Source organism: Stenotrophomonas sp. Br8 (assembly GCF_014763005.1).
Classification (GTDB): Bacteria; Pseudomonadota; Gammaproteobacteria; order Xanthomonadales; family Xanthomonadaceae; genus Stenotrophomonas; species Stenotrophomonas lactitubi.
This window is the reverse complement of sequence record NZ_JACGTN010000012.1, coordinates 80,195-101,179: the sequence shown is the minus strand read 5'-3', so window position 1 is coordinate 101,179 and position 20,985 is coordinate 80,195. Positions and strand designations below refer to the sequence as shown.

The window sequence follows — 20,985 nt, the reverse complement described above, 5'->3', positions numbered from 1 at the left end:
TGGCCCGGCGCTACCGGGTGCGCCGCCGTTTCCGTTGGCCGCCGGAGGTGCTGCCGTCTCCGGGGGTAGCGCCGGGCCATGCCCGGCGGAGAACACGCCCCCGCATCCGGCGCTATCGCAGCGACCTTCGATCAGGGAGAATCGACCGGTCCCTTCCAGCCGACGGGACGTCCTCACAACCCGCCGACTGGAGAGAGCGCGCGTGGAAGCTACCGTACATTTCATCAACAGCATCATCTGGAGCAAGGCGCTGATCTTCATGTGCCTGGCCGCCGGCCTGTTCTTCAGCCTGCGCACCCGCTTCATGCAGATCCGTGGTTTCGTCGAGATGTGCCGCCTCACCGTGTCCGGTGAGAAATCCGACGCCGGCGTGTCCTCGTTCCAGGCCCTGGCCATGTCGATGGCCGGCCGCATGGGCATCGGCAACATCGCCGGCGTGGCCACCGCCATCGCCTTCGGCGGCCCCGGCGCGATCTTCTGGATGTGGGTGATGGGCTTCCTCGGCGCATCCACTTCGTACGTGGAATGCACCCTGGCGCAGATCTACAAGACCAAGGATGCCGAAGGCCGCTACCGCGGTGGCCCGGCCTACTACATCGAAAAGGCGATGGGCCTGAAGTGGTATGCCATGGCCTTCGCCATCGCCACGATCATCGCTGCCGGCTTCCTGATGCCCGGCGTGCAGGCCAACGCGATCGCCGACAGCATCATCAATGCATGCCGTGGCACCGCGCTGTGCGGTCCGCTCGATGGCCAGTCCTTCGGCATGGAATCGGTGCAGGCGCTGAAGCTGGGCATCGGCATCGTCGTCGCCCTGCTGCTGGGCGTGGTGATCTTCGGTGGCGTCAAGCGCATCGCCAACTTCGCCGAAGTGGTGGTGCCGTTCATGGCGGCCGGCTTCATCCTGATGGCCATCGTCATCATGATCATCAACTACGACCGCGTGCCGGAAATGTTCGGCATCATCTTCAAGAGCGCCTTCGGTACCCACGCCGCGTTCGGCGCGATGATGGGCCTGGCGGTGGAGTGGGGCATCAAGCGCGGCATCTACGCCAACGAGGCCGGCCAGGGTTCGGGTCCGCACGCTGCGGCGGCCTCCGAGGTCTCGCACCCGGCCAAGCAGGGTTACGTGCAGGCCTTCGCCATCTACTTCGACACCATGATGGTGTGCACCGCCACCGCCTTCCTGATCCTGGCCAGCGGCACCTACAACGTGTATTCGCCGGTCGCGGGTGCTGAGCCGATCTTCCAGGGCCTGGCCGGCATTCCAGAAGGTGCGGGCTACGCGCAGGCGGGTGTGGAAGCGGTGCTGCCGGGCTGGGGTTCGGCGTTCGTGTCGGTGGCGATCTTCTTCTTCGCCTTCACCACGATCATGGCCTATTACTACATGGCCGAAACCAACCTGACCTACGTCAACCACAACAGGAAGCGGCCGTTCACCGTGCTGCTGCTGCGCCTGGGCATCATCGGCATGGTGGTGTTCGGTGCCTTCCACAACGCCACCCTGGCCTGGGCGCTGGGCGACATCGGCGTAGGCCTGATGGCCTGGCTGAACATCATCGCCATCCTCATCGTGCAGAAGCCGGCCATGCTGGCGCTGCGCGATTACGAACGACAGAAGAAGCTCGGCCTGGATCCGATCTTCGACCCCGATGCCCTGGGCATCAAGAACGCCGATTTCTGGCGTCAACGCAAGCTGGAGTTGTCCCGTAGTGAATGATCCCTGGAAGAATGCCCGCCGCCCGTCGTCGCGACCGCCGCGGGCCACCCCGCTGCCACCGCGTGAGGGCGGCACCCCGCCGCCACCGGGGCGTGGCAACGACGAACTGCGCCTGTATGGCTGGAACGCGGTGCAGGCCCTGTTCGCCAAGCGTCCGCAGGCGCTGCGCAAGCTGTACCTGGTGGAGTCGCTGATTCCGCGCATGCAGCCGGTGCTGAAGTGGTGCGTGGCCAACCGCGTGGGCTACCGCGTGGTGGAAGAGGGCGACCTCAACAAGCTGGCCGCCACCACCCATCACGAAGGCCTGGTGGCCGACGTGCTGCGCGCACCGGTGGTGCCGCTGGCGCAGTGGCTGGCCGAACTGGGCGAAGGCCCGGCGCTGGCACTGTGGCTGGATGGCGTCGGCAATCCGCACAACTTCGGTGCGATCCTGCGCTCTGCCGCGCACTTCGGTGCCAAGGCGCTGCTGCTGCCTGCCAGCAGCACGCTGGCACTGTCCGGCGCGGCCGCACGCGTGGCCGAGGGCGGAGCAGAGTCGGTGCCGCTGGTGCAGCTGCCTGAAGACGCAGAAGCGATGGCGCAGCTGCGCGCGGCCGGTTTCGGCCTTGCCGCGACCCTGGTCGACGGTGGCGATGACGTGTTCCGCGCATCGTTGCCGGCCCGCCTGGTCTACGTGATGGGCGCGGAAAGTGAAGGCATGGATCGCGGCCTGGCCAGCCAGTGTGACCAGCAACTGTCGATTCCCGGCAGTGGCGCGGTTGAAAGCCTGAATGTCGCTTCCGCCACTGCCGTGCTGCTGGCGCAGTGGGTCAGCCAGCGCCGCTGATGGGTGGGTTTGCGGGCGCCGGGTAACGCCGGTGCCCGCGGATCGGAGCAGATCCACGTCGTGCGGGATTTCCTCATGCCGGGAAGGTGCCTCCTGCGTTGCACTACGCACGGCATGCACGGTTCACCGGTAGCGCCGGGCAACGCCCGGTGGATTTCCTGACAGTGCGATGCGCAAAGCATGCATGACGAATTGAAAGTTTCCTTATTGGTGTGCCGTTCCCGGCGACGCAGGGTGGAAGTCCATCCAACGTCGTACAGGAGTGGTCCCCATGCATCATCCTCCCCGCAGTACGGTGCGTGTCTGCCTGGTACTGGCATTCAGTGCGCTTGCCGCCGTGTCCGCGCAGGCCAACGAGCGCACGCTCGACGGCGTCAACTTCACCGGCCCGCTGATCACCCCCAATCCTGCCGGTATGCCGGCAGGTCGCTGGTACGTCGAACCCTATCTGGTGCGGGTCGACAGTTCCTCGTCCTTCGACCACAACGGCGACCGTCAACGCAGCGACGAGCGCAGTGGCGCGTGGGCGATGGTGGTGCCCATCGCCTACGGGTTCAGCGATCGGGTGACCGCCCAGGTCAACCTCAGTGCCTCGCGTGCAGAATCAGGCAACGCGCGCAGCAGTGGTTTCCGCGCCGGCGACACCACCGCACGCCTGCAGTACCTGCTGCAGCCTTCCAGTGCCGATGGCACCACCCCGGCGGTGTCAGTTGCACTGGTGCAGCGCTTCAGCACCGGCAGTCACGACCGGATCACCGGCAACCCGCTCGACGCCCAGGGTGACGGCACGCAGCGCACCGTGGCTGCGCTGGCGGTGCAGCAGGTGCTGTGGCTGGCGAACGATCGCCCGCTGCGCTGGCGCGCGCAGCTCAGTGCCGGGCCATCGCCCTCACGCACTGCGATTTCCGGCGGCAGCGTGTATGGCACCGATGACGGCTTCCAGGGACATATCGCGCGCGGTTCGGTGCTGGGTCTTTCGGTGGGCGCCGAGTACAGCTTCAACGAACGCTGGGTGGGTGTCATGGAAATGGCCGCCAGCCGTGAAAGCGGCCAGCGGCTGACCGGCTTCGCACCGGACGCGGCCGGTACGCTCCAGCGCATCGATGAGGCCCGTCCTGCCAGCCGCAACCTGACCTTCGCGCCGGCGATCGAGTACCACTTCAGTCCGTCGCTGGGGGTGATTGCCGGCGTCGAATTCACCGTTGCCGGTCGCAATACCGGCCGCATCATCAGCCCCCAGGTCGCCCTGGGCATGTTCTTCTGATGGGGGCCCTGCGATGAATGTCGAAACGATCGTCAATGCCGTTCTTGCCGTTGTCTGGAGCCCGTACCTGGTGGTGCTGTGCCTGGCGACGGGTCTGTACTTCAGCGTGCGTACCCGCTTCATCCAGCTGCGCGCGCTGCCGGACATGCTGCGCCTGATGTTCCGCCACGAACGCTCCGATGCCGGTGTCTCGCCGTTCCAGGCGTTGTCATTGTCGCTGTCCAGCCGGGTGGGCGTGGGCAACATCGCCGGTGTCGCCATGGCCATTGCCTTCGGCGGTCCCGGCGCGATCTTCTGGATGTGGGTAGTCGCCTTCCTCGGTGCCTCAAGCGCGTTCATCGAGTCCACCCTGGCGCAGATCTACAAGGATCGCGATGCCAAGGGGCAGTATCGCGGTGGTCCGGCGTACTACATCGAAAAGGGGTTGGGCCAGCGCTGGTACGCCGTGCTGTTCGCGCTGGTCACGGTGCTGGCGGGGGCGATGCTGGCGGGCACGCAGTCCAACGCCATCACCAGTGCGGTGAACGAAGCGTGGGATGTTCCGGTAATGGTCACCACCGGTGTGCTGCTGGTGGTGTTGGCGGCGATCCTGCTCGGCGGCGTGCGTCGCATCGCGCGCGTCGCCGAATGGGTGGTGCCGGTGATGGCCGTGGCCTATCTGCTGGTCACTGCGGTGGTGATGGTGCTCAATGTCGAGAAAGTGCCTGAGGTCATCGCCCTGGTGCTGCGCAGCGCGTTCGGTGTTGACGCCGCATTCGGCGCGATGATCGGCACCGCGATCCAGTGGGGGGTGCGTCGTGGCGTGCTGTCCAACGAAGCGGGCATGGGCAGCGGCGCGCATCCTGCCGCCGCAGCGGAAGTGTCACACCCGGTGAAGCAGGGGCTGGTGCAGTCGTTCTCGGTGTACATCGACACCATGGTCGTGTGCAGCGCGACGGCCTTCCTGATTCTCTCCACCGGGCTCTACAACGTCTACGACCCGGCGGTGAACGGTGTGCCCGATGAGGCACGACTGCTGCTGGGCAACCTTCCTGGCGTGGAAGCGGGGCCGCGCTTCGTGCAGCACGCGGTGGAGTCGGCCTTGCCCGGCTTCGGCAAGTCATTCGTCGCGCTGGCGATCCTGCCTTTCGCCTTCACCACCATCCTCGCCCTGTACTACATGGCCGAGACCAACGTCAGCTACCTCTGCCGCGATCGTCCCCGACAGTGGGTGATGGGTGCCTTCCAGCTGCTGTTCCTGGCTGCTACGGGCTACTCGGCGATGAAGAGTGCGACGGTCGCGTGGGCGCTGGGCGATATCGGCGTAGGCATGATGAGCTGGCTGAACATCATCGCCATCCTGCTGCTGCAGAGGCCCGCGCTGGCAGCACTGCGCGATTACGAAAACCACCGGCGCCACGGGCGTGATCCGTTGTTCAACCCGAAGCTGCTGGGGGTTCGCAATACCAGCGTGTGGGCGGAGTAAGTGTCCTGGCAGGTAGCGCCGGGATGGCCCGGCGCTACCTGGTCAAGCGTTGATCCACGTCATGCGTGGATGCGGCTTCACTCGTTCGGCGGCGTGGTGGCCTTCGCTTCACTGCCGAAACTGCCATCGGCTTCGGCGGCCAGGTAGGCAAACACGGTGTAGGCCGCCACGTTCTGCGCCAGCGCCTTCGGGTCGATCTTGTCGAGCGTGTCGTCGGCGGTGTGGTGCAGGTGGAAGTAGTCCGAGCCATCCTGCGCCAGCCACGCCCATGCACCGCCCTTGGCCGCCAGCGGGCCGACGTCCGGGCCCGGGCCACCCTTGTCGGCCTGGTACTCGATGCCCAGCGGCTTCATCACCTCGGCAATCTGCTTCGTTGCCTCGCGCGAGCCTTCCGGGTTCGGCGAACCGGTGTTGAAGGCGTAGATGCGTCCAGCACCGAAATCGCTCTCGGCGGCCAGCTGGTGCAGGGCCACGTCCTTGGCGTGTGCCTCCGCGTAGGCCTTGCCGCCATACAGACCCTGTTCTTCGTTGGCGAAGGCGATCACGCGGATGGTGCGCTTCGGTGCCTGCTTGAGCTGGCCGATCAGATGACCGGCGGCCATGGTGATGCCCACGCCCGCACCGTCATCGACCGCGCCGGTGCCCAGGTCCCATGAATCCAGATGTCCGCCGATGACGACTACTTCCTTCGGCAGCGTGCGGCCGGTGATCTCACCGATCACGTTGTACGAGGTCGCGGTGCCATCCCAGCCACAGTCCAGCGCCACTTTCACCGTGGTCGCGCCACGCGCAAGCAGGCGGGCCAGCTGGTCGGCGTCGGGTACCGACAGCGCCGCCGACGGCACCGGGGTCAGGCCGTCATCGAAGCGGGTGATGCCGGTGTGCGGCACACGGTGCGAATCAGTACCGGCCGAACGCATCAGGAAGCCGACCGCGCCCTTGCGGATGGCCTCGGACGGGCCCTTGCTGCGGATCGCGCCGCCACGGCCATAGTCGCGGCCATCGCGGAACGGCAGCATCTGGTAATCGACGAAGGCGATCTTGCCCTTCAGCGAACCGGCCGGTGCGGCCTGCAGCGCAGCCAGATCGGCGAAGCGCACCACCTCGGCTTCCACCGTACCGCCCGGGCTGCCACCCAGCGCAGTGATCTGCAGCGGCTGCGGGTTCCTGCCGGTCACCGCAGCGTGTTCACTACGGCGCTCCCACTTCGGGAAGGTCACCGGTTCCTTCCACACCTTGTCAAAGCCCAGTGCCTTGAACTTGGCTTCGGCCCAGGCCACGGCACGCGCGTCGGCCTCGCTGCCGGCGATGCGCGGGCCGATCTCGGTGGTCAGCGATTCGACCACCTTCCAGCCGGTGTCGTCGGCCAGCGCCTGGTCGCGCAGCTGTGCGGCGGTAGCCAGCGAGGCCGGCGGCAGGGTGGTGGCATGCGGCGCCGCGAAGGCCGGCGCGGCCAGCAGGGCGAGGGAGGATGCGATGGCAAGGACGCGGCGACGCATGGACAGCTCCGGGAAGGGTGTAAGCCTTGGAGCTTAACAGTCGTTCAGCGCCGCGCATGGGCGGGAGGTCATGGCCGCTGCGGATGCTGTTTTCCGCCAGATGCAGCAAAGCGAAAGCCCCGCCGGAGCGGGGCTTTCGCATGCCTCTGCGGTAGCGCCGGGCCATGCCCGGCGAGCGCAGCGGCAAGATGGCGTTCCGCCGGGCATGGCCCGGCGCTACCACCTTATTTCTTCAGGTTGTCGCGGATCTCGCGCAGCAGCAGAACTTCCTCGGCCGGCGCTGCCGGTGCCGCTTCCTTCTTGCGCGACAGGCGGTTGATCACCTTGATCACCAGGAAGATGGCGAAGGCCACGATCACGAACTGGATCAGCGTGTTGATGAAATCACCGTAGCCGATCACCACCGCCGGGATTTCCTTGCCATCGGCACCGATGCTGGCCGGCGACAGCGTCCACGCAAGCTGCGAGAAATCGACCTTGCCGATCAGCATGCCCAGCGGCGGCATGATGATCTTCTCCACCAGCGCGGTGACGATCTTGCCGAAGGCCGCGCCGATGACCACGCCGACGGCGAGGTCGATGACGTTGCCGCGCATCGCGAATTCCTTGAACTCGGTGAGCATTCCCATTGTTGTTTTTCTCCTGAGGGCGAGGGGGGACAGCGCGCAGGGTAGCGCAGGTGATGTCAGCCGGCGATCACGCCGTGGCGCTCGGCCACGTTCTCAAGGCGTGCGCTGAAACGGTCGCCGGGCTTCAGCGCGGCCACGCCGGACGGCGTGCCCATGAACACCAGGTCGCCGGCACGCAGCTGCCACAGCTTGGACAGCTCGTGCAGGATCTCCGGCACGTTCCAGATCATCTGATCGAGCAGGGACTGCTGGCGTACTTCGCCGTTGATCTCCAACGACAGGTTGAGCGCAGCCAGGTCACCGACTTCACCGGCATGCACGATCTCGCTGATCGGCGCGGAGGCATCGAAGCCCTTGGCCGAATCCCACGGGTGGCCCTTTTCCTTGGCGGCGGCCTGCAGATCGCGGCGGGTCAGGTCCAGGCCCACGGCATAGCCATACACCAGTGCCTCGGCATCGGCCACGGCCAGCTCGCCGGCGGGTGCGTCACGGCCGATCGCCACCACCAGTTCCACCTCGTGGTGCAGGTTGCTGGTGGCAGGCGGGTAGGGGATCACATCATCGTGGCCGACCACGATGGCGTCGGCCGGCTTGGTGAAGAACATCGGGCGGCCGCGATCGTCGGCTGCAGGCACGGCAGCACCCATCTCACGCGCATGGTCGGCGAAGTTGCGGCCGACACAGTAAATGCGGTGCACGGGAAAACTGCCGCCGCCAACGACCGGTACACGCGGCGTGGCTGCAGCAGGGATCACATCGGAGACATCGGACATGCGGGCATCCAGGAAGGGAGTGCCCGCAGTCTAGAACGCAGCAAGGCCCGCCGTCAGCGGGCAGCGTCGATCAGCGCGAGGCCGGCAGCGCCGACTTGCGCACCACGTGGTACTCGCCCTCGACCACGTTCGGGTCGGCCGGGCGGCTCGGGCCGGGCTTGCGCGAAGCCAGCAGCTTCCACGCCAGGCCCACCAGGATCATGGCCGCACCGACGAATACGCCGATGAACACCATCGCGGCCAGGATCGCCAGGCCGAGCAGGCCCACGGCAACGCGCACCAGCGGATGGCGCGGCTTGCGCGGGGCAAACAGGGTGCGGAACTGGTTGAAGGCGAAATCGCGATTGAACATGGTGGCTCGATAGGCTGGAAATCAGCGAGCCATGAGTATCGGCAGCTGCCACTGTCATTGAGTGAAAAACTCGTTAAATATAGCCTTGGCTTATTACGGATCAATGACTTGTGTTCATGTCGCAGCTAGTCACATGACCAGGCATGCGACAATGCGCGATTCCGTCCGAGCCTTCGCCATGACTGCCGCTGTCGCCCTGATCACCCTTGATGCCATTGCCGATGGTGCGTTTGCCGAGGTTGAAGCGGTGGTCGATGGCGATGCCGAGTCGCTGCTGCTGTACCGCGACGGTGAGCAGGTGCGCGCGTTCCTGAACATCTGCCCGCACGCGGGCCGCCGCCTGGACTGGGCACCGGGCCAGTTCCTGAAGAGCCGCGAAGGCCACCTGGTCTGCGCCGCCCACGGCGCCTCGTTCGCGCTGGACAGCGGCGACTGCATCGCCGGCCCCTGCAAGGGCGACCGCCTGCGCGCCGTGCCGGTGGACGTCCGCGACGGGCAGGTCTACCTGGCCTGATGCATCGGTGTGCGGACCAACGGTCCGCACCCACCAAGCCAACAGTCCGCACCCAATAGATCAACAGGTATCCAGAGATCCATCCACGCATGGCGTGGATCTACTGCAGATTGCGGCGATTTGTCGAAGGCGGGGTGGGTCCGGTTGCGGGGGTGTCCGCGGCATGGATGCCACGGCCAAGCCTACAGGGACGTACTTGCGGCGTCCCCCGCCACCGGGCCCACCCCGCCATCCCACGGATAGCCAGCTTTTGCTGTTGCTCCGGCTGTTGCCGTTGCCGTTGCCTCTGCGGGTGCAGGGCGCAGCCCTGCCAACAAACCCCCACCCTCAGAACATCAGGTTGATCATCACCACCACCACGCACGTATAGATCAGCGACAGCGGGCCGCCAACCCGCCACATCTCGCGCGGGGTGTAGTTGGCCGGGCCGGTGATCATCGAAATCACCGGGTTCGACGCCGTCATCAGGTTATTGGACGCCGACAGCGCCACGATCAGCGCGAAGGCCGTGGGATTACCGCCTGCCGCCAGCGCCAGGTTTACCGCGATCGGCACCATCACGATGGTCGCCCCGACATGGCTGATCACCAGCGAGAACACCGTGGTCAGCAGGGCCAGCGCCAGCTCCAGCACCCAGATCGGAATACCCGTGGGCAGCTTGTCGATGGTATGGCCGGCCACCCACGCCGCGGCGCCGCTGGAATCCATCGCCCAGCCAAGCGGAATCAGCCCGGCCATCATGAACACCGTCTTCCAGTTGATCGAGGCATAGGCCTCGTCCATGCGCAGCACGCCGGTCAACAGCATCCCGGCCACGCCGGTCATCAGGGTCAGCGCCACCGGCAGCTTGCTGGTCAGCGCGATCAGGATGGTCAGGGCGAAGATCGCCATGGCGATCTTGAACTTGTGCGGGCGCTGCTCGCCGGTCGGGTAGTCGGTGACCACCACGAAGTCGCGGCTCTTGGCGGCCTGCGCCAGATCGGTCCAGATGCTGTGGAAGACCAGCATGTCGCCGGCGCGCAGCTGCACATCGCGCACATCCTCGCGGATCACCTGCTTGTCGCGGTTGATCGCCAGCAGGCTGATGCCGCGTTCCTTGCGCAGGCGCAGGTCGGCCGCGCTCTTGCCGATCACGTTCGACGTCGGCGGCACCACCGCTTCGGAAATGCCGGCGCGGCTGGGATTGAACAGGTCACCCAGGTGTTTCAGGCGCGAGGACATGCGCAGGAACTGGTTCTGCGCGAAATCGTGGATCTGCTCGCGCGGGCCCATCGCCCCCAGCACGCTGCCCACCCATATGCGCATTTCTGCCGGCGGCGCCAGGCGGGTGTCATTGCCGGTCTTCAGTGCCAGCAGCAGCGGCGCGTCATGCAGGTTCTCCGCTTCGCCCAGGGTCATGCCGACCAGCGGACTCTCGGCGGTGACCACCAGTTCGAACACATCGCCTTCGATGCCGTAGGTCTTGGCGAAGTAGCTCTCGGTGCGGGCCGGCGTGGTGCCGTCGTTGACCAGGCTTTCCTCTTCCACCAGCTTGCGGTCGCCGTAATAGCGGAAATACAGCAGCGAGGCGATCAGCAGGGCGATGCCGATCGGCAGCGGCGCGAACATGCGCAGCGGCTCGATGGTGGCCAGGCCGGAGGGCAGGTTGTTGTTGGCCGAGGCCAGCAGATCGTTCAGCAGGATCAGCGGCGAGTTGCCGACCATGGTCAGCGCGCCGCCCATCACGATCGCCGCCGAGATCGGCAGCAGCAGGCGCTGCATGGTCAGCCCGGTGCGCGCGGCCAGGCGCGAGGCGACCGGCAGGTACAGCGCCATCACCGATGGGTTCTGCATGAAGGACGAGTTCAGGCCGGCGATGGCCGTGGTCATCATCAGCAGCCGCTGCTCCACACCGTGGCCTCGCCGCAGCAGCCAGGCCGCAAGGCGGTTCAACGCGCCGGTGCGGTCCAGGCCGGCGCCGAGGATGGTGGTGGCGATGATGCTCATCACCGCGTTGCCGGAGAAACCGCCGAAGATCTCCTCCGGCGCGATCAGGCCGGTCACGCCCAGCACCACCAGCACCACCAACGCGACCACGTCGGCGCGGATGCGCTCGAACAGGAACATCGCCATTGTGAAGCCGACCAGCCCGAGCACGAGCTTCATGTCAGTGGTCAGCGTCAGCGCGGTATCCATGTGGGGCGCGGCGTCCTCAGGCGTTCATCAGGTGCGGTCGTACAACAGGTCCCAGACACCATGGCCGAGCTTCTGGCCGCGGGTCTCGAAGTGGGTCTGCGGGCGCCAGTCCGGGCGCGGCACGCTGCCACGCGGGCCGGCACGGTTGACCAGGCCGGGGGTGGCATCCAGCACGTCCCACATCTGCTCGGCGTAATCTTCCCAGTCGGTGGCGCAGTGCAGACGGCCACCGGAGCGCAGCTTGCGCACCAGCAGCTCGGCAAAGCCCGGCTGGATCAGGCGACGCTTGTTGTGGCGCTTCTTGTGCCACGGGTCGGGGAAATAGATGCGCACTTCGTCCAGCGCGCCATCGGCGATTTCCTTCTCCAGCACTTCCACCGCGTCGTGGTGGTACAGGCGCACGTGGTCGGCGTTGTCGTCGGCCAGCGCGTTCAGCAGGCGGCCGACGCCGGGCGCGTGCACTTCCAGGCCGATGTAGTCGCGGCTGGGGTCGTGCTGTGCGGCAAAGCGCAGCGCGGCACCGTTGCCGAAGCCGATTTCCAGCACCTTGCGTGCATCGCGGCCGAAGGTGGCATCCAGATCACGCGGTTCACCGCTGAAATCCAGGCCGAAACGCGGCCAGCGCTCGTCGAACGCGCGCTGCTGGGCGGGGGTGAAACGACCTTGGCGCAGCACGAAGCTGCGCACTTCACGGCGGCCTTCGTTGACCGTGAACGGCTTGGGCGGCGCCTTCGAACCGGCGCTGTCGAATGGATTGGTCATCAGCCGATCAACCCATCGATCGGCGAGGACGCACTGGCGTAGCGCTTGCGCGGAATGCGGCCGGCCAGGTATGCCTCGCGGCCTGCTTCCACGGCCTTGCGCATCGCGCTGGCCATCAGCACCGGGTGGCGCGCACCGGCGATGGCGGTGTTCATCAGCACGCCGTCGCAGCCCAGCTCCATCGCGATCGCCGCGTCCGAAGCGGTGCCCACGCCGGCGTCGACGATGATCGGCACCTTGGCGTCTTCGATGATCTGCAGCAGGTTGTACTTGTTCTGGATGCCCAGGCCCGAGCCGATCGGCGCGGCCAGCGGCATCACCGCAGCGCAGCCGATCTCTTCCAGGCGCTTGGCCAGGATCGGGTCGTCGGAGGTATAGACCATCACCTCGAAACCGTCCTTGACCAGCTGTTCGGCGGCCTTGAGGGTCTGCACCACGTCCGGGTACAGCGACTTCTGGTCGCCCAGCACTTCCAGCTTGGTCAGGTTGTGGCCGTCCAGCAGTTCACGGGCCAGGCGGCAGGTGCGCACGGCATCCTCGGCGGTGTAGCAGCCGGCGGTATTGGGCAGGATGGTGTAACGGTCCGGCGGCAGCACGTCGAGCAGATTCGGTTCGCCCGGGTTCTGGCCGATGTTGGTGCGGCGGATGGCCACGGTGACGATCCGGGCGCCTGCGGCCTCGGTGGCCAGGCGGGTTTCTTCCAGATCCTTGAACTTGCCGGTGCCGGTGAGCAGCCGCGAGCTGTAGGTCTTGCCGGCGATCACCAGCGAATCGGGGGAGACATGAGCGTTCATGGCGCGATTATCGCTTATCCGCCTGAAGATGGGGTCACGCGGATGCGGGGGCGAGGGTCATTTCTCGCTGGTAGCGCCGGGCCATGCCCGGCGAGCGCAAGGCACGGGCCTTGCTTCAACCACCGCCAAGCGCATGCACGATCTCCACCACATCGCCCTCGGCCAGTACATGCTCGGCATGACGGCTGCGGCTGACGATCTCGCCGTTGACCTCCACCGCCACCCGGCGTTGCAGCAGCTGCTCGGCCGCGAGCAGGTCCAGGAGGGTCGCCGAAGCGGGCAGGGTGCGGGGTTCGCCATTGAGCTGGATGTTCATGCGGCCATTGTCGCTGATCGCCGGTTCGCATCGGAACCGTTGCAAGTTGCGCGCTACGCCCGCACCGGCAAAGCCCACCAGGCCTGGCTCGGGCGACAATCCATGCGGCGGCGCAGCGTGAGCAATTGGCGGCGCAGTGAAACCATTCACCGTGCGCCGGCGTACGTGCGTCGGATCCTCAACGATATCCCCACAGGAGTTTTTACATGCTGCTCAGCAAACGCCCGATCCGCTCCCTCATGGCGGCCGCGATCGCGCTGGCCGCGCTGCCGGCCATGGCAGGCGAATCCCCCTACAGCCACGCGGTCTTCTTCGGCGACAGCCTGACCGACGCTGGCTACTTCCGTCCGCTGCTGCCGGCCGACGTGCGCCCGGTCACTGGCCAGTTCACCACCAACCCGGGCTGGGTGTGGGCGCAGCAGGTCGCCAACTACTACGGCCTCAATGGCGCTGCCAACGGCAACGGCCAGAACGGCGACAACTACGCTGTCGGCGGTGCCCGTGTCGGCGTCGACGTGGCCAGTGCCCTGGGCACCATCCCATCGTTGAAGAGCCAGACGGCCCGCTACCTGGCTGCCAACGGCGGCAAGGCTGACGCCAATGCCTTGTACACGGTCTGGGGCGGTGCCAACGACCTGTTCGCCGCAGCGCGTGCGCCGGCCCAGGCGCAGGCCATCATCGGCGCGGCTGTCACCGACCAGGTGGCCCTGGTGGGCGCCCTCAAGCAGGCCGGTGCCGAGTACGTGCTCGTCCCCAACCTGCCCGACGTCGGCATTGCCCCGCAGTTCCGCTCGCTGGGTCCGGCCGGTGCCGCGCAGGCGACCGCGCTGGCAGCTGGCTACAACAAGGCCCTGTATGGCGGCCTGAAGCAGGCCGGCATCGAGTTCATCCCGCTCGATACCTTCACCGTGCTGCGTGAAGTGGCGGCCAACCCGGCCATGTACGGCTTCCGCAACGTCACCGACACCGGTTGCAGGATCAACCCTGCTGACACCACCACCAGCATCCTGACCTGCAACCCGACCAGCTACGTCAGCCCGGATGCGGCCACCGCCTATCTGTTCGCCGACGGCGTGCACCCGACCACCGCCGGCCATGCGCTGCTGGGCCAGTACGCGGTGTCGATCCTCGAAGGTCCGCGCCTGCAGCAGGTGCTGAGCCATTCGGCACAGACCATCGGCCGCTCGCGTGCCGACCAGGTCAGCCTGCACCAGGCGGGTCGCCCGGCTGACGGCCTGTCGTGGTGGGGCGGCGTGCGCGGCGACATGCAGCGCTATGACCACGCCGATCTGTACGACGGTCTGGCCCCGGCCGGCCTGTTCGGTATCGACTGGGCGCGTGACGGCATGGTCTTCGGCGGCTTCGCCGGCTTTGGCCGTCTGAATGCCGACTTCGGCAACAGCCGTGGCGACTTCACCCAGAAGGACACCACGGCCGGTCTGTTCGCTGGCTGGTACGGCGACCGCATCTGGGTCAATGGCCAGGTCAGCTACACTTGGCTCTCCTATGACGTGAACCGCAAGGTCCAGCTCGGCCCGGCAACCCGTGAGCACAGCGGCTCGCCGGACGGCAGCAACCTGACCGCCGCCCTGAACGCCGGTTACGAGTTCGGCACCGAGGGCGGTTTCCGCCACGGCCCGATCGCCTCGGTGATCTGGCAGCAGGTCAAGATCGACGGTTACACCGAAAGCGCCGATGCCGGCACCCTCGCCACCGCGCTGGGTTACGGCAAGCAGGATGTCGATTCCACCGTGGGCCGTATCGGTTGGCAGGCCCGCTTCGACGGCGGCACCGTCAAGCCGTACGTGCAGGTGACCTACGACCACGAGTTCGAAGACACCAAGCAGGCCAGCGCCTGGGTGCAGAGCCTGCCGGACGTGGGCATGTACCGCGTGCCGGGCATGGACTTCGACAAGAACTATGCGACCGCCATCCTGGGCGCGCGCATGGAACTGTTCGGCCTGCAGAGCAACATCGGCCTGAGCGCCACCACCCTGCAGAAGCGTGCGCAGGACGCGACGTTGTTTGCCAGCTTCAGCGGCAGCTTCTGATGCACATGACGGCAGGCCTGCGGGCTTGCCGTCTACTCGACGGGCAGGCTGCAAGGGCCTGCCCGTTGCGTTTGAACACGTGCCCCGCATAGACTTGTCGGGCAACGCGGGCGTAGCTCAATGGTAGAGCTGTAGCTTCCCAAGCTACTGACGAGGGTTCGATTCCCTTCGCCCGCTCCATGTCTCCCAAAGGTCCGCGGCTTCTCCAACCACTCCGCGATATCCGGACCGCTCCGCAATTCGCTGCGTCGAAGTGGCTTTGGAGTGTCTTTTCTTCTGGACGTGGATCCCGGTCGTGGTGACCGGTCAATGCCCCAGCCGGGCCGGCACCTCGCGAATGTCGATTGCCAAACAGGCCCTGTCTGCGCCGTCTCGGCGTGGAGATCGCGGAATTGAAAATCCCCTTCGCTCCTCCTTCGACCTTCCGGTTCCTGTCGAACCGATAGTTCAGTTGTTGCTTGGTTTGGAGATGCTAAAAGATCGTTAGCTAGGGGTTTTCATCATCCGTTGTCCGGAGCGCGAATGATCGCTGCACTTTTGCCAATCAGACGGTGCTTCGATTTTTCAGGGCGATCCAACCGGACAGAATTCTGGTCGTTCTTTCTGCTTGCTGCTCTCGTCGCGGCGCTCAGCTATAGCTTGGACAATGCCGGCTACTGGCTGATCGGCACCGATCTGCACAGCTGGGAACTGTCCTCGCGTCTCGGGGATGCGGGACGGGTGGTAGCGTTGGTTGCACTCATACTTTTCCCTCTGCCAATGCTCGCACTGACCGTTCGAAGACTGCACGACATTGATGAGTCTGGGTGGTTCGTTGTGATTGCGTTGGTTCCTCTAGGGGTGTTCGTTCTGTTTCCGGTGATGCTTCTCCCCGGCAGCGAGGAAGAGAATAGATTTGGTTGACCACCATGGACCCTACCGCTTCGGTTGGGCGGGTTGGGATTCGATTCCCTTCGCCCGCTCCTGAATCCAGGCCCCGGAAGCGGCATTGTCGTTTCCGGGGTTTTTCGTTTGCGCACGGCGTACAGATTCAAACAATCCGCATGTCCGACCGCTGCGGTCTTCGCTAGCGTATTGCTCTCATTTCAGGGAGTACGCAGGCATGGATCGCAGGGATGACGTCGTCACCGCGCTGCATCGGATCTTTCTTTCCGCTGGCATTGGCTCGGCCAAACAGGTTGAAGCGGTTCGAGCACTCGGGCGCGCCGGTGGCCCGCAGGCGGCGCAGTTGATCGGGCAGATCTATCAGGAGGCCTTCAGTGGATCGGCGATCCAGATGGCCTGCATCGCGGCGCTGGGCGAAGCGGCGCGCACATATCCGTCGGTGCTGCCAGGCCCCGATTGAGCTGGGCAGCCCCTGCCGCGCATGGACCGAACAGCATCATCCAGACGCAACGTCGCCACGCTATGCTGCGCGCCTGCCGACCGATCCCACTGCGATGAAGCTCGCCATCCTGTCCCGCAACACCCGGCTCTATTCCACCCGTCGGCTGGTCGAGGCCGCGCGCGCGCGCGGCCATACCGTACGCATCCTGGATCCGCTGCGCTGCTACATGCGCATCGCCGCGGACGGCTTTTCCATGCACTACAAGGGCCGGCCGATGACCGGCGTAGACGCGGTCATCCCGCGCATCGGCGCTTCGGTCACCCGCTACGGCACCGCCGTGCTGCGCCAGTTCGAGCTGATGGGCGCGCGCACGCCCAACCCGTCCGACGCGATCCTGCGTTCGCGCGACAAGCTGCGGGCGCACCAGCTGCTGGCGGCCAAGGGCATCGACATGCCGGTCACCGTCTTTGGCGACAACCCTGACGACACCGTCGACCTGCTGTCCATGCTCGGCCCGCCGCCGCACGTGGTGAAGCTCAACGAAGGCACCCAGGGCCGCGGTGTGATCCTCACCGAGAAGGCCAGCGCTTCGCGCGGCATCGTCGAAGCCCTGCGTGGGCTGTATGCCAACTTCCTGATGCAGGAGTTCATCGGCGAGGCCAAGGGCGCCGACCTGCGCTGCTTCGTGGTCGGCGACCAGGTGGTGGCGTCGATGCAGCGTCAGGCCCCGGAAGGGGATTTCCGCTCGAACCTGCATGCCGGCGGTACCGCGGTGGCGTCCAAGGCCAGCCGGGCCGAGCAGCAGGTGGCGGTGCGTTCGGCCAAGGCGCTGGGGTTGGGCGTCTGTGGCGTGGACCTGATCCGCTCCGAGCGCGGCCCGCTGGTGTTGGAGGTGAACTCCACCCCGGGTCTGGAAGGGATCGAGGCTGCCTGCGGGGTGGACGTGGCCGCACGCATCATCGCGCATGTCGAGAAAATCAAAAAACCTTGATATTTCAGCGGGTTGAAATTTAATTCAGGCAGGGTTGGCGGGTTTAACACCGCTTTAATCGCCCCGGGCGTAGCCTTCAACGAACCGCAGCTCTGCCTCTCAGCAGGATCGGTATCGGGATACAACTTCAGGCCCAGGCGGGTGCACCGCCTGGGTCTTTTTTATGCTCGATGCCCCCCTGCCAAGGGTCCCTTGTGGGCGCGCGGGGACACTCGTAGAGTTGGGCCTTCGTTCCGAAGGATCGGGAGGTTGGCGATGTACCGCACCACGATGATCGTGCTGTTGCTGTGCCTGCCTGGCGTTGCACTGGCCAAGCCGGAAAAGGCGGCTGTGCAGATGGACCGCCAGAGCCCGGTGGCCGAGCAGGTCCGCCAGGTCGAAAAAGCCCTGCAGCAGGGCGATTACAACGAAATCTCCGCCGAGGACCGCAGTCAGGTCCAGCAGGCGCTGGCGCGGATCACCCAGCGGATGGGCGACCGCCAGACCGTCCAGGAGTTGCCGCCGCAGGTGCAGAACGACGTTTTCAACGATCAGGAGCGGGTCAACATCATCCTCACGCGCGCCCACGACGACAGTCGCCAGATCTGCTCATACCAGCGCACTACGGGCAGCAATATGCCCAAGAGCCGCTGCCTGACCGTCGCCCAGCGGCGACGTATCGAAGAGAAGGGCAAGGCCCTGCTCAACGACCAGCGCACCAATAGCAATTTGAATCCGGATTCCAAGCTTTAGGGCCGCCTGCACCCTGCCGGCCAGCACTTGCTGGCAGAGCGCGCATCCGCATACAGTCGGCGTTCACCTCAAACAGGGATTCGTTTGTCATGAAGCATCCAGTGATATCAGCGGTTCTGGTTTCGGCATTGGTCCTGGTCGCTGCCTCGGCAGGGGCCAAGAGTGCCGAAGAGGTGTTCCTGCCGGGCAAGCCGCTGCTGCAGCAGATTGAGCGCATCGAGATCGAACTCAACGACGGCGAAACCTATTCCGAACTGCGTCAGGAAGAGCGGGGCAAGGTCCGTGAGACCCTGGTTCGCATCCGTACCGCCGCCGAGCAGTATCCGACCAGGGACGCGATGCCTGAATCGGTACGAACTGAGGTCTTCAACGATCAGCAGGTCGTGAACACCGTTTTGACACAGGCGCGTGAAGATAGTCGTCTAATATGCCGACGTGAGAAGGCCATCGGTTCCAACATGTCGTCCACGCAATGCATGACCGTCGCCGAGCGTGCTCGGCAGAAGGACAAGGCACAGCGCGACATGGGCCAGGCCCAGCGCGTCGGTAAATTCGTCAATTAGAGGTGACAGTGAGAATCCTGGTAATCGAAGACAACAGCGACATTGCGGCCAATCTGGGCGACTACCTGGAGGACCGGGGCCACACCGTGGACTTCGCTGCCGACGGAGTGACCGGGTTGCATCTGGCTGTCGTGCACGAGTTCGACGCGATTGTCCTGGATCTCAACCTGCCGGGCATGGACGGTATCGAAGTCTGCCGCAAGCTTCGCAACGAAGCACGCAAGCAGACCCCGGTGCTGATGTTGACCGCGCGCGATTCGCTGGACAACAAACTGGCCGGCTTTGATTCCGGTGCTGACGACTACCTGATCAAGCCGTTCGCGCTGCAGGAAGTCGAGGTACGTCTGAACGCCCTGTCGCGTCGCGGCAAGGGCGTGCAGACCCGCGTGCTGGAAACCGGTGACCTGGAATACAACCTGGACACGCTGGAAGTGCGTCGCCAGGGCAAGCTGCTGCAGCTCAACCCGACCGCACTGAAGATCCTGCAGGCGTTGATGGAAGCGGCCCCGGCCGTGGTCACCCGACAGGAACTGGAAACCCGTGTCTGGGGCGAAGAGCTGCCGGACTCCGATTCGCTGCGCGTGCACATCCATGGCCTGCGCGCCGTGGTGGACAAGCCCTTTGAAGTGCCGATGATCCAGACCCGCCATGGCATCGGATACCGCATCGCCACGCCGGAAGCCTGATTCTGTGGCAAGCAAGGGGGAGCGCCGGCGCACGCCTTATCGGCGGCGTCTGCGCAGCCGCATCATCGTCTCGTTCGTGTTGTTGGGCTTCTGCCTGACGACACTGTTCGCGTTTGCCACCAACTGGGCCCGCATGCGGGTGGAAAACCAGTTGGTGGAAGACGTGATGAACCGCAACATCAGCGAGTACGTGCGGCGTTACTACGAAAGCCCGGACCGCAACCCCGACCTGCCGGTGCAGCAGATGCGCGCGCGCCTGATCAAGCCGGACAAGTTCGAGGCGCTGCGCGAGGAGGAGCCGGACTGGTACGAGTTCAAGGACGGCCTGTACAACATGGGCGGTGTGGACGAGCGCGGAGAGCGCTATTCCTACAAGCTGGCCGTGCGCAAGACCCCTGATGCCTGGGCGTTCCTGGCCTACGACATGACCGACAGCGTTCGCGGTGGGCAGCAGCTCAACCGCGCGCTGTTCCTGTCGGTGCTGGTGTTCAGTCTGCTGTCGCTGGTGCTGGGCTGGTGGTCGGCCTCCAAGGTGATGAAGCCGGTCTCGGATCTGGCCGCGCGCCTGCGTGCGTACCGTGGCGGCACCAGCGACCCAGAACCCTTGGCGCCGCGCTTCCCCGATGACGAAGTGGGGCAGCTGGCCCAGGCGCTCGATGACTATTCTTCGCGGCTGACCGAAGTGGTGCAGCGCGACCGTGAGTTCAATGCGGACGTCAGCCATGAGCTGCGTACGCCGCTGGCGGTGATCCGTGGCGCTACCGAGCTGCTGCTGACCCGCCCGGGCCTGGACGAGAAGGTGCTGCAGCGCCTGCAGCGCATCCAACGTGCCGAGCAACAGTGCAGCGATCTGATCGGCGCGCTGTTGCTGCTGTCGCGCAACGAGCGCGGGCAGGGCAGCAGCAATGTGGCCCGTGTGGCCGAACAGCTGCTGGATGCGCATCGCGCGCAGTTGGGTGGCAAGCCGCTGGAGCTGCACCTGGATGGCGAACGCGATCTGGTCATCGATGCCCCCGAAGCGGCGTTGTCAGTGGCGCTGGGCAACCTGATCGGCAATGCGGTGAAGTATTCGCAGGATGGCGAGGTCCGCGTGCATGTGGGCGCCAACGCCGTATCGGTGACCGACAGCGGGCCGGGCCTGAGCGAGGAAGATGCCGCCAAGCTGTTCCAGCGCGGCTATCGCGGCACCCATGCCGGTCACTCGCAGGGCGGCGGTATCGGCCTGTCGATCGTCAGCCGCCTGTGCGACCTGTACGGCTGGCAGGTAAGCGTGCGCCCGGGCGGCGCCCGCGGCGTGATCGCCACCCTGACGTTCTCGCCGAAGCCGTTGTAATTCATTCTGGCTGCTGCTTTGGTAGGTGCCGACCTTGGTCGGCACGAATCCATCCGTCGTCGAAATCTCCCACTCGGCGCGAAATGTCGCATGCAGCGCCAATGCAGTTTTCGCGAAGGCGCGGCGCTTCTGGCCCCGCACGACACCTGCGTGACGCACTCCGCGCCCTGCGCGTGTCACACCGCACGGTTCCGCAGACGGTTGGCCCGCATG

The 20,985-nt window shown here is 65.7% G+C and carries 21 protein-coding genes and 1 tRNA gene; 14 read left to right on the top strand and 8 right to left on the bottom strand.

From position 1 onward, the window contains the following. The first annotated feature begins 202 nt into the window (after positions 1–202). The 4 genes from H3005_RS11815 to H3005_RS11800 all read left to right on the top strand — a co-directional run bounded on the left by H3005_RS11815 (position 203) and on the right by H3005_RS11800 (position 5,275). Complete coding sequence (locus tag H3005_RS11815; RefSeq protein ID WP_089236620.1) at positions 203–1,720, top strand: alanine/glycine:cation symporter family protein; 1,518 nt, start codon at positions 203–205, stop codon at positions 1,718–1,720. Between the two features lie 52 nt (positions 1,721–1,772). After that, complete coding sequence (locus H3005_RS11810; RefSeq protein WP_223880213.1) at positions 1,773–2,546, top strand: TrmH family RNA methyltransferase; 774 nt, start codon at positions 1,773–1,775, stop codon at positions 2,544–2,546. Between the two features lie 271 nt (positions 2,547–2,817). After that, positions 2,818–3,810 (top strand): hypothetical protein, encoded by a 993-nt coding sequence (locus H3005_RS11805; RefSeq protein WP_100553413.1) that lies wholly within the window; start codon positions 2,818–2,820, stop codon positions 3,808–3,810. 13 nt (positions 3,811–3,823) lie between these two features. Then, positions 3,824–5,275, top strand: coding sequence for an alanine/glycine:cation symporter family protein (locus H3005_RS11800; RefSeq protein ID WP_100553412.1), 1,452 nt, complete (start codon positions 3,824–3,826; stop codon positions 5,273–5,275). Positions 5,276–5,352: 77 nt separating this feature from the next. On the opposite strand, the gene H3005_RS11795 is transcribed toward H3005_RS11800, so the two are convergent. The 4 genes from H3005_RS11795 to H3005_RS11780 all read right to left on the bottom strand — a co-directional run bounded on the left by H3005_RS11795 (position 5,353) and on the right by H3005_RS11780 (position 8,528). Next, positions 5,353–6,774, bottom strand: a complete 1,422-nt coding sequence (locus H3005_RS11795) for a M28 family peptidase (protein ID WP_089236617.1) — start codon at positions 6,772–6,774, stop codon at positions 5,353–5,355. Between the two features lie 224 nt (positions 6,775–6,998). Beyond that, positions 6,999–7,403 (bottom strand): large-conductance mechanosensitive channel protein MscL, encoded by a 405-nt coding sequence (gene mscL / locus H3005_RS11790; RefSeq protein ID WP_100553411.1) that lies wholly within the window; start codon positions 7,401–7,403, stop codon positions 6,999–7,001. Between the two features lie 56 nt (positions 7,404–7,459). Continuing rightward, positions 7,460–8,176, bottom strand: coding sequence for a fumarylacetoacetate hydrolase family protein (locus H3005_RS11785; RefSeq protein ID WP_100553410.1), 717 nt, complete (start codon positions 8,174–8,176; stop codon positions 7,460–7,462). A gap of 70 nt (positions 8,177–8,246) precedes the next feature. Further along, positions 8,247–8,528, bottom strand: coding sequence for a hypothetical protein (locus H3005_RS11780; RefSeq protein WP_089236615.1), 282 nt, complete (start codon positions 8,526–8,528; stop codon positions 8,247–8,249). A 178-nt stretch (positions 8,529–8,706) separates the two neighbouring features. Between H3005_RS11780 and H3005_RS11775 the strand changes: the two genes are divergently transcribed. Next, positions 8,707–9,042: a Rieske (2Fe-2S) protein gene (locus H3005_RS11775; protein ID WP_049469607.1), complete on the top strand. Its 336-nt coding sequence runs from the start codon at positions 8,707–8,709 to the stop codon at positions 9,040–9,042. Positions 9,043–9,369: 327 nt separating this feature from the next. On the opposite strand, the gene H3005_RS11770 is transcribed toward H3005_RS11775, so the two are convergent. The 4 genes from H3005_RS11770 to thiS form a co-directional block, all read right to left on the bottom strand. Next, positions 9,370–11,217 (bottom strand): SLC13 family permease, encoded by a 1,848-nt coding sequence (locus H3005_RS11770; protein WP_100553409.1) that lies wholly within the window; start codon positions 11,215–11,217, stop codon positions 9,370–9,372. A gap of 27 nt (positions 11,218–11,244) precedes the next feature. Next, positions 11,245–11,979 carry a tRNA (guanosine(46)-N7)-methyltransferase TrmB gene (trmB, locus tag H3005_RS11765; protein WP_089236613.1) on the bottom strand — a complete coding sequence of 245 codons (735 nt, stop codon included), beginning with the start codon at positions 11,977–11,979 and terminating at the stop codon, positions 11,245–11,247. Continuing rightward, positions 11,979–12,773: a thiazole synthase gene (locus H3005_RS11760; RefSeq protein WP_100553408.1), complete on the bottom strand. Its 795-nt coding sequence runs from the start codon at positions 12,771–12,773 to the stop codon at positions 11,979–11,981. The genes trmB and H3005_RS11760 overlap by 1 nt, the downstream gene beginning before the upstream one ends. 115 nt (positions 12,774–12,888) lie before the next feature. After that, positions 12,889–13,089, bottom strand: a complete 201-nt coding sequence (gene thiS / locus H3005_RS11755; RefSeq protein ID WP_025874279.1) for a sulfur carrier protein ThiS — start codon at positions 13,087–13,089, stop codon at positions 12,889–12,891. 206 nt (positions 13,090–13,295) lie between these two features. On the opposite strand from thiS, the gene H3005_RS11750 reads away from it, so the two are divergent. The 9 genes from H3005_RS11750 (at position 13,296) to H3005_RS11710 (ending at position 20,772) form a co-directional block, all read left to right on the top strand. After that, positions 13,296–15,140 (top strand): autotransporter domain-containing protein, encoded by a 1,845-nt coding sequence (locus H3005_RS11750; RefSeq protein WP_100553407.1) that lies wholly within the window; start codon positions 13,296–13,298, stop codon positions 15,138–15,140. A gap of 106 nt (positions 15,141–15,246) precedes the next feature. Further along, positions 15,247–15,320: transfer RNA gene (locus H3005_RS11745), tRNA-Gly, on the top strand. A gap of 342 nt (positions 15,321–15,662) precedes the next feature. Further along, the gene (locus H3005_RS11740; protein WP_191078252.1) at positions 15,663–16,043 is read left to right on the top strand and encodes a DUF805 domain-containing protein; all 381 of its coding nucleotides are present in this window, start codon (positions 15,663–15,665) and stop codon (positions 16,041–16,043) included. A 199-nt stretch (positions 16,044–16,242) separates the two neighbouring features. Continuing rightward, complete coding sequence (locus H3005_RS11735; RefSeq protein ID WP_100553390.1) at positions 16,243–16,485, top strand: hypothetical protein; 243 nt, start codon at positions 16,243–16,245, stop codon at positions 16,483–16,485. Positions 16,486–16,579: 94 nt separating this feature from the next. Then, complete coding sequence (gene rimK / locus H3005_RS11730) at positions 16,580–17,458, top strand: 30S ribosomal protein S6--L-glutamate ligase (protein WP_100553389.1); 879 nt, start codon at positions 16,580–16,582, stop codon at positions 17,456–17,458. Positions 17,459–17,713: 255 nt separating this feature from the next. Continuing rightward, the gene (locus H3005_RS11725; RefSeq protein ID WP_100553388.1) at positions 17,714–18,190 is read left to right on the top strand and encodes a hypothetical protein; all 477 of its coding nucleotides are present in this window, start codon (positions 17,714–17,716) and stop codon (positions 18,188–18,190) included. A gap of 89 nt (positions 18,191–18,279) precedes the next feature. Continuing rightward, the gene (locus H3005_RS11720) at positions 18,280–18,753 is read left to right on the top strand and encodes a hypothetical protein (RefSeq protein ID WP_191078251.1); all 474 of its coding nucleotides are present in this window, start codon (positions 18,280–18,282) and stop codon (positions 18,751–18,753) included. An 8-nt stretch (positions 18,754–18,761) separates the two neighbouring features. Beyond that, positions 18,762–19,439: a response regulator transcription factor gene (locus tag H3005_RS11715; protein ID WP_025874286.1), complete on the top strand. Its 678-nt coding sequence runs from the start codon at positions 18,762–18,764 to the stop codon at positions 19,437–19,439. Continuing rightward, positions 19,402–20,772, top strand: coding sequence for a HAMP domain-containing sensor histidine kinase (locus H3005_RS11710; protein ID WP_100460170.1), 1,371 nt, complete (start codon positions 19,402–19,404; stop codon positions 20,770–20,772). Before H3005_RS11715 ends, H3005_RS11710 begins: the two co-directional genes overlap by 38 nt. The last annotated feature ends 213 nt before the right edge of the window (positions 20,773–20,985 follow it).

What these genes read in the sequence shown, in the direction of transcription:
- H3005_RS11805 (WP_100553413.1), top strand. Translation starts at nt 2,818, where the DNA reads ATGCATCATCCTCCCCGCAGTACGGTGCGTGTCTGCCTGGTACTGGCA.
- H3005_RS11800 (WP_100553412.1), top strand. Translation starts at nt 3,824, where the DNA reads ATGAATGTCGAAACGATCGTCAATGCCGTTCTTGCCGTTGTCTGGAGC.
- H3005_RS11795 (WP_089236617.1), bottom strand. Translation starts at nt 6,774, where the DNA reads ATGCGTCGCCGCGTCCTTGCCATCGCATCCTCCCTCGCCCTGCTGGCC.
- mscL (WP_100553411.1), bottom strand. Translation starts at nt 7,403, where the DNA reads ATGGGAATGCTCACCGAGTTCAAGGAATTCGCGATGCGCGGCAACGTC.
- H3005_RS11785 (WP_100553410.1), bottom strand. Translation starts at nt 8,176, where the DNA reads ATGTCCGATGTCTCCGATGTGATCCCTGCTGCAGCCACGCCGCGTGTA.
- H3005_RS11780 (WP_089236615.1), bottom strand. Translation starts at nt 8,528, where the DNA reads ATGTTCAATCGCGATTTCGCCTTCAACCAGTTCCGCACCCTGTTTGCC.
- H3005_RS11775 (WP_049469607.1), top strand. Translation starts at nt 8,707, where the DNA reads ATGACTGCCGCTGTCGCCCTGATCACCCTTGATGCCATTGCCGATGGT.
- H3005_RS11770 (WP_100553409.1), bottom strand. Translation starts at nt 11,217, where the DNA reads ATGGATACCGCGCTGACGCTGACCACTGACATGAAGCTCGTGCTCGGG.
- trmB (WP_089236613.1), bottom strand. Translation starts at nt 11,979, where the DNA reads ATGACCAATCCATTCGACAGCGCCGGTTCGAAGGCGCCGCCCAAGCCG.
- H3005_RS11760 (WP_100553408.1), bottom strand. Translation starts at nt 12,773, where the DNA reads ATGAACGCTCATGTCTCCCCCGATTCGCTGGTGATCGCCGGCAAGACC.
- thiS (WP_025874279.1), bottom strand. Translation starts at nt 13,089, where the DNA reads ATGAACATCCAGCTCAATGGCGAACCCCGCACCCTGCCCGCTTCGGCG.
- H3005_RS11750 (WP_100553407.1), top strand. Translation starts at nt 13,296, where the DNA reads ATGCTGCTCAGCAAACGCCCGATCCGCTCCCTCATGGCGGCCGCGATC.
- H3005_RS11740 (WP_191078252.1), top strand. Translation starts at nt 15,663, where the DNA reads ATGATCGCTGCACTTTTGCCAATCAGACGGTGCTTCGATTTTTCAGGG.
- H3005_RS11735 (WP_100553390.1), top strand. Translation starts at nt 16,243, where the DNA reads ATGGATCGCAGGGATGACGTCGTCACCGCGCTGCATCGGATCTTTCTT.
- rimK (WP_100553389.1), top strand. Translation starts at nt 16,580, where the DNA reads ATGAAGCTCGCCATCCTGTCCCGCAACACCCGGCTCTATTCCACCCGT.
- H3005_RS11725 (WP_100553388.1), top strand. Translation starts at nt 17,714, where the DNA reads ATGTACCGCACCACGATGATCGTGCTGTTGCTGTGCCTGCCTGGCGTT.
- H3005_RS11720 (WP_191078251.1), top strand. Translation starts at nt 18,280, where the DNA reads ATGAAGCATCCAGTGATATCAGCGGTTCTGGTTTCGGCATTGGTCCTG.
- H3005_RS11710 (WP_100460170.1), top strand. Translation starts at nt 19,402, where the DNA reads ATGGCATCGGATACCGCATCGCCACGCCGGAAGCCTGATTCTGTGGCA.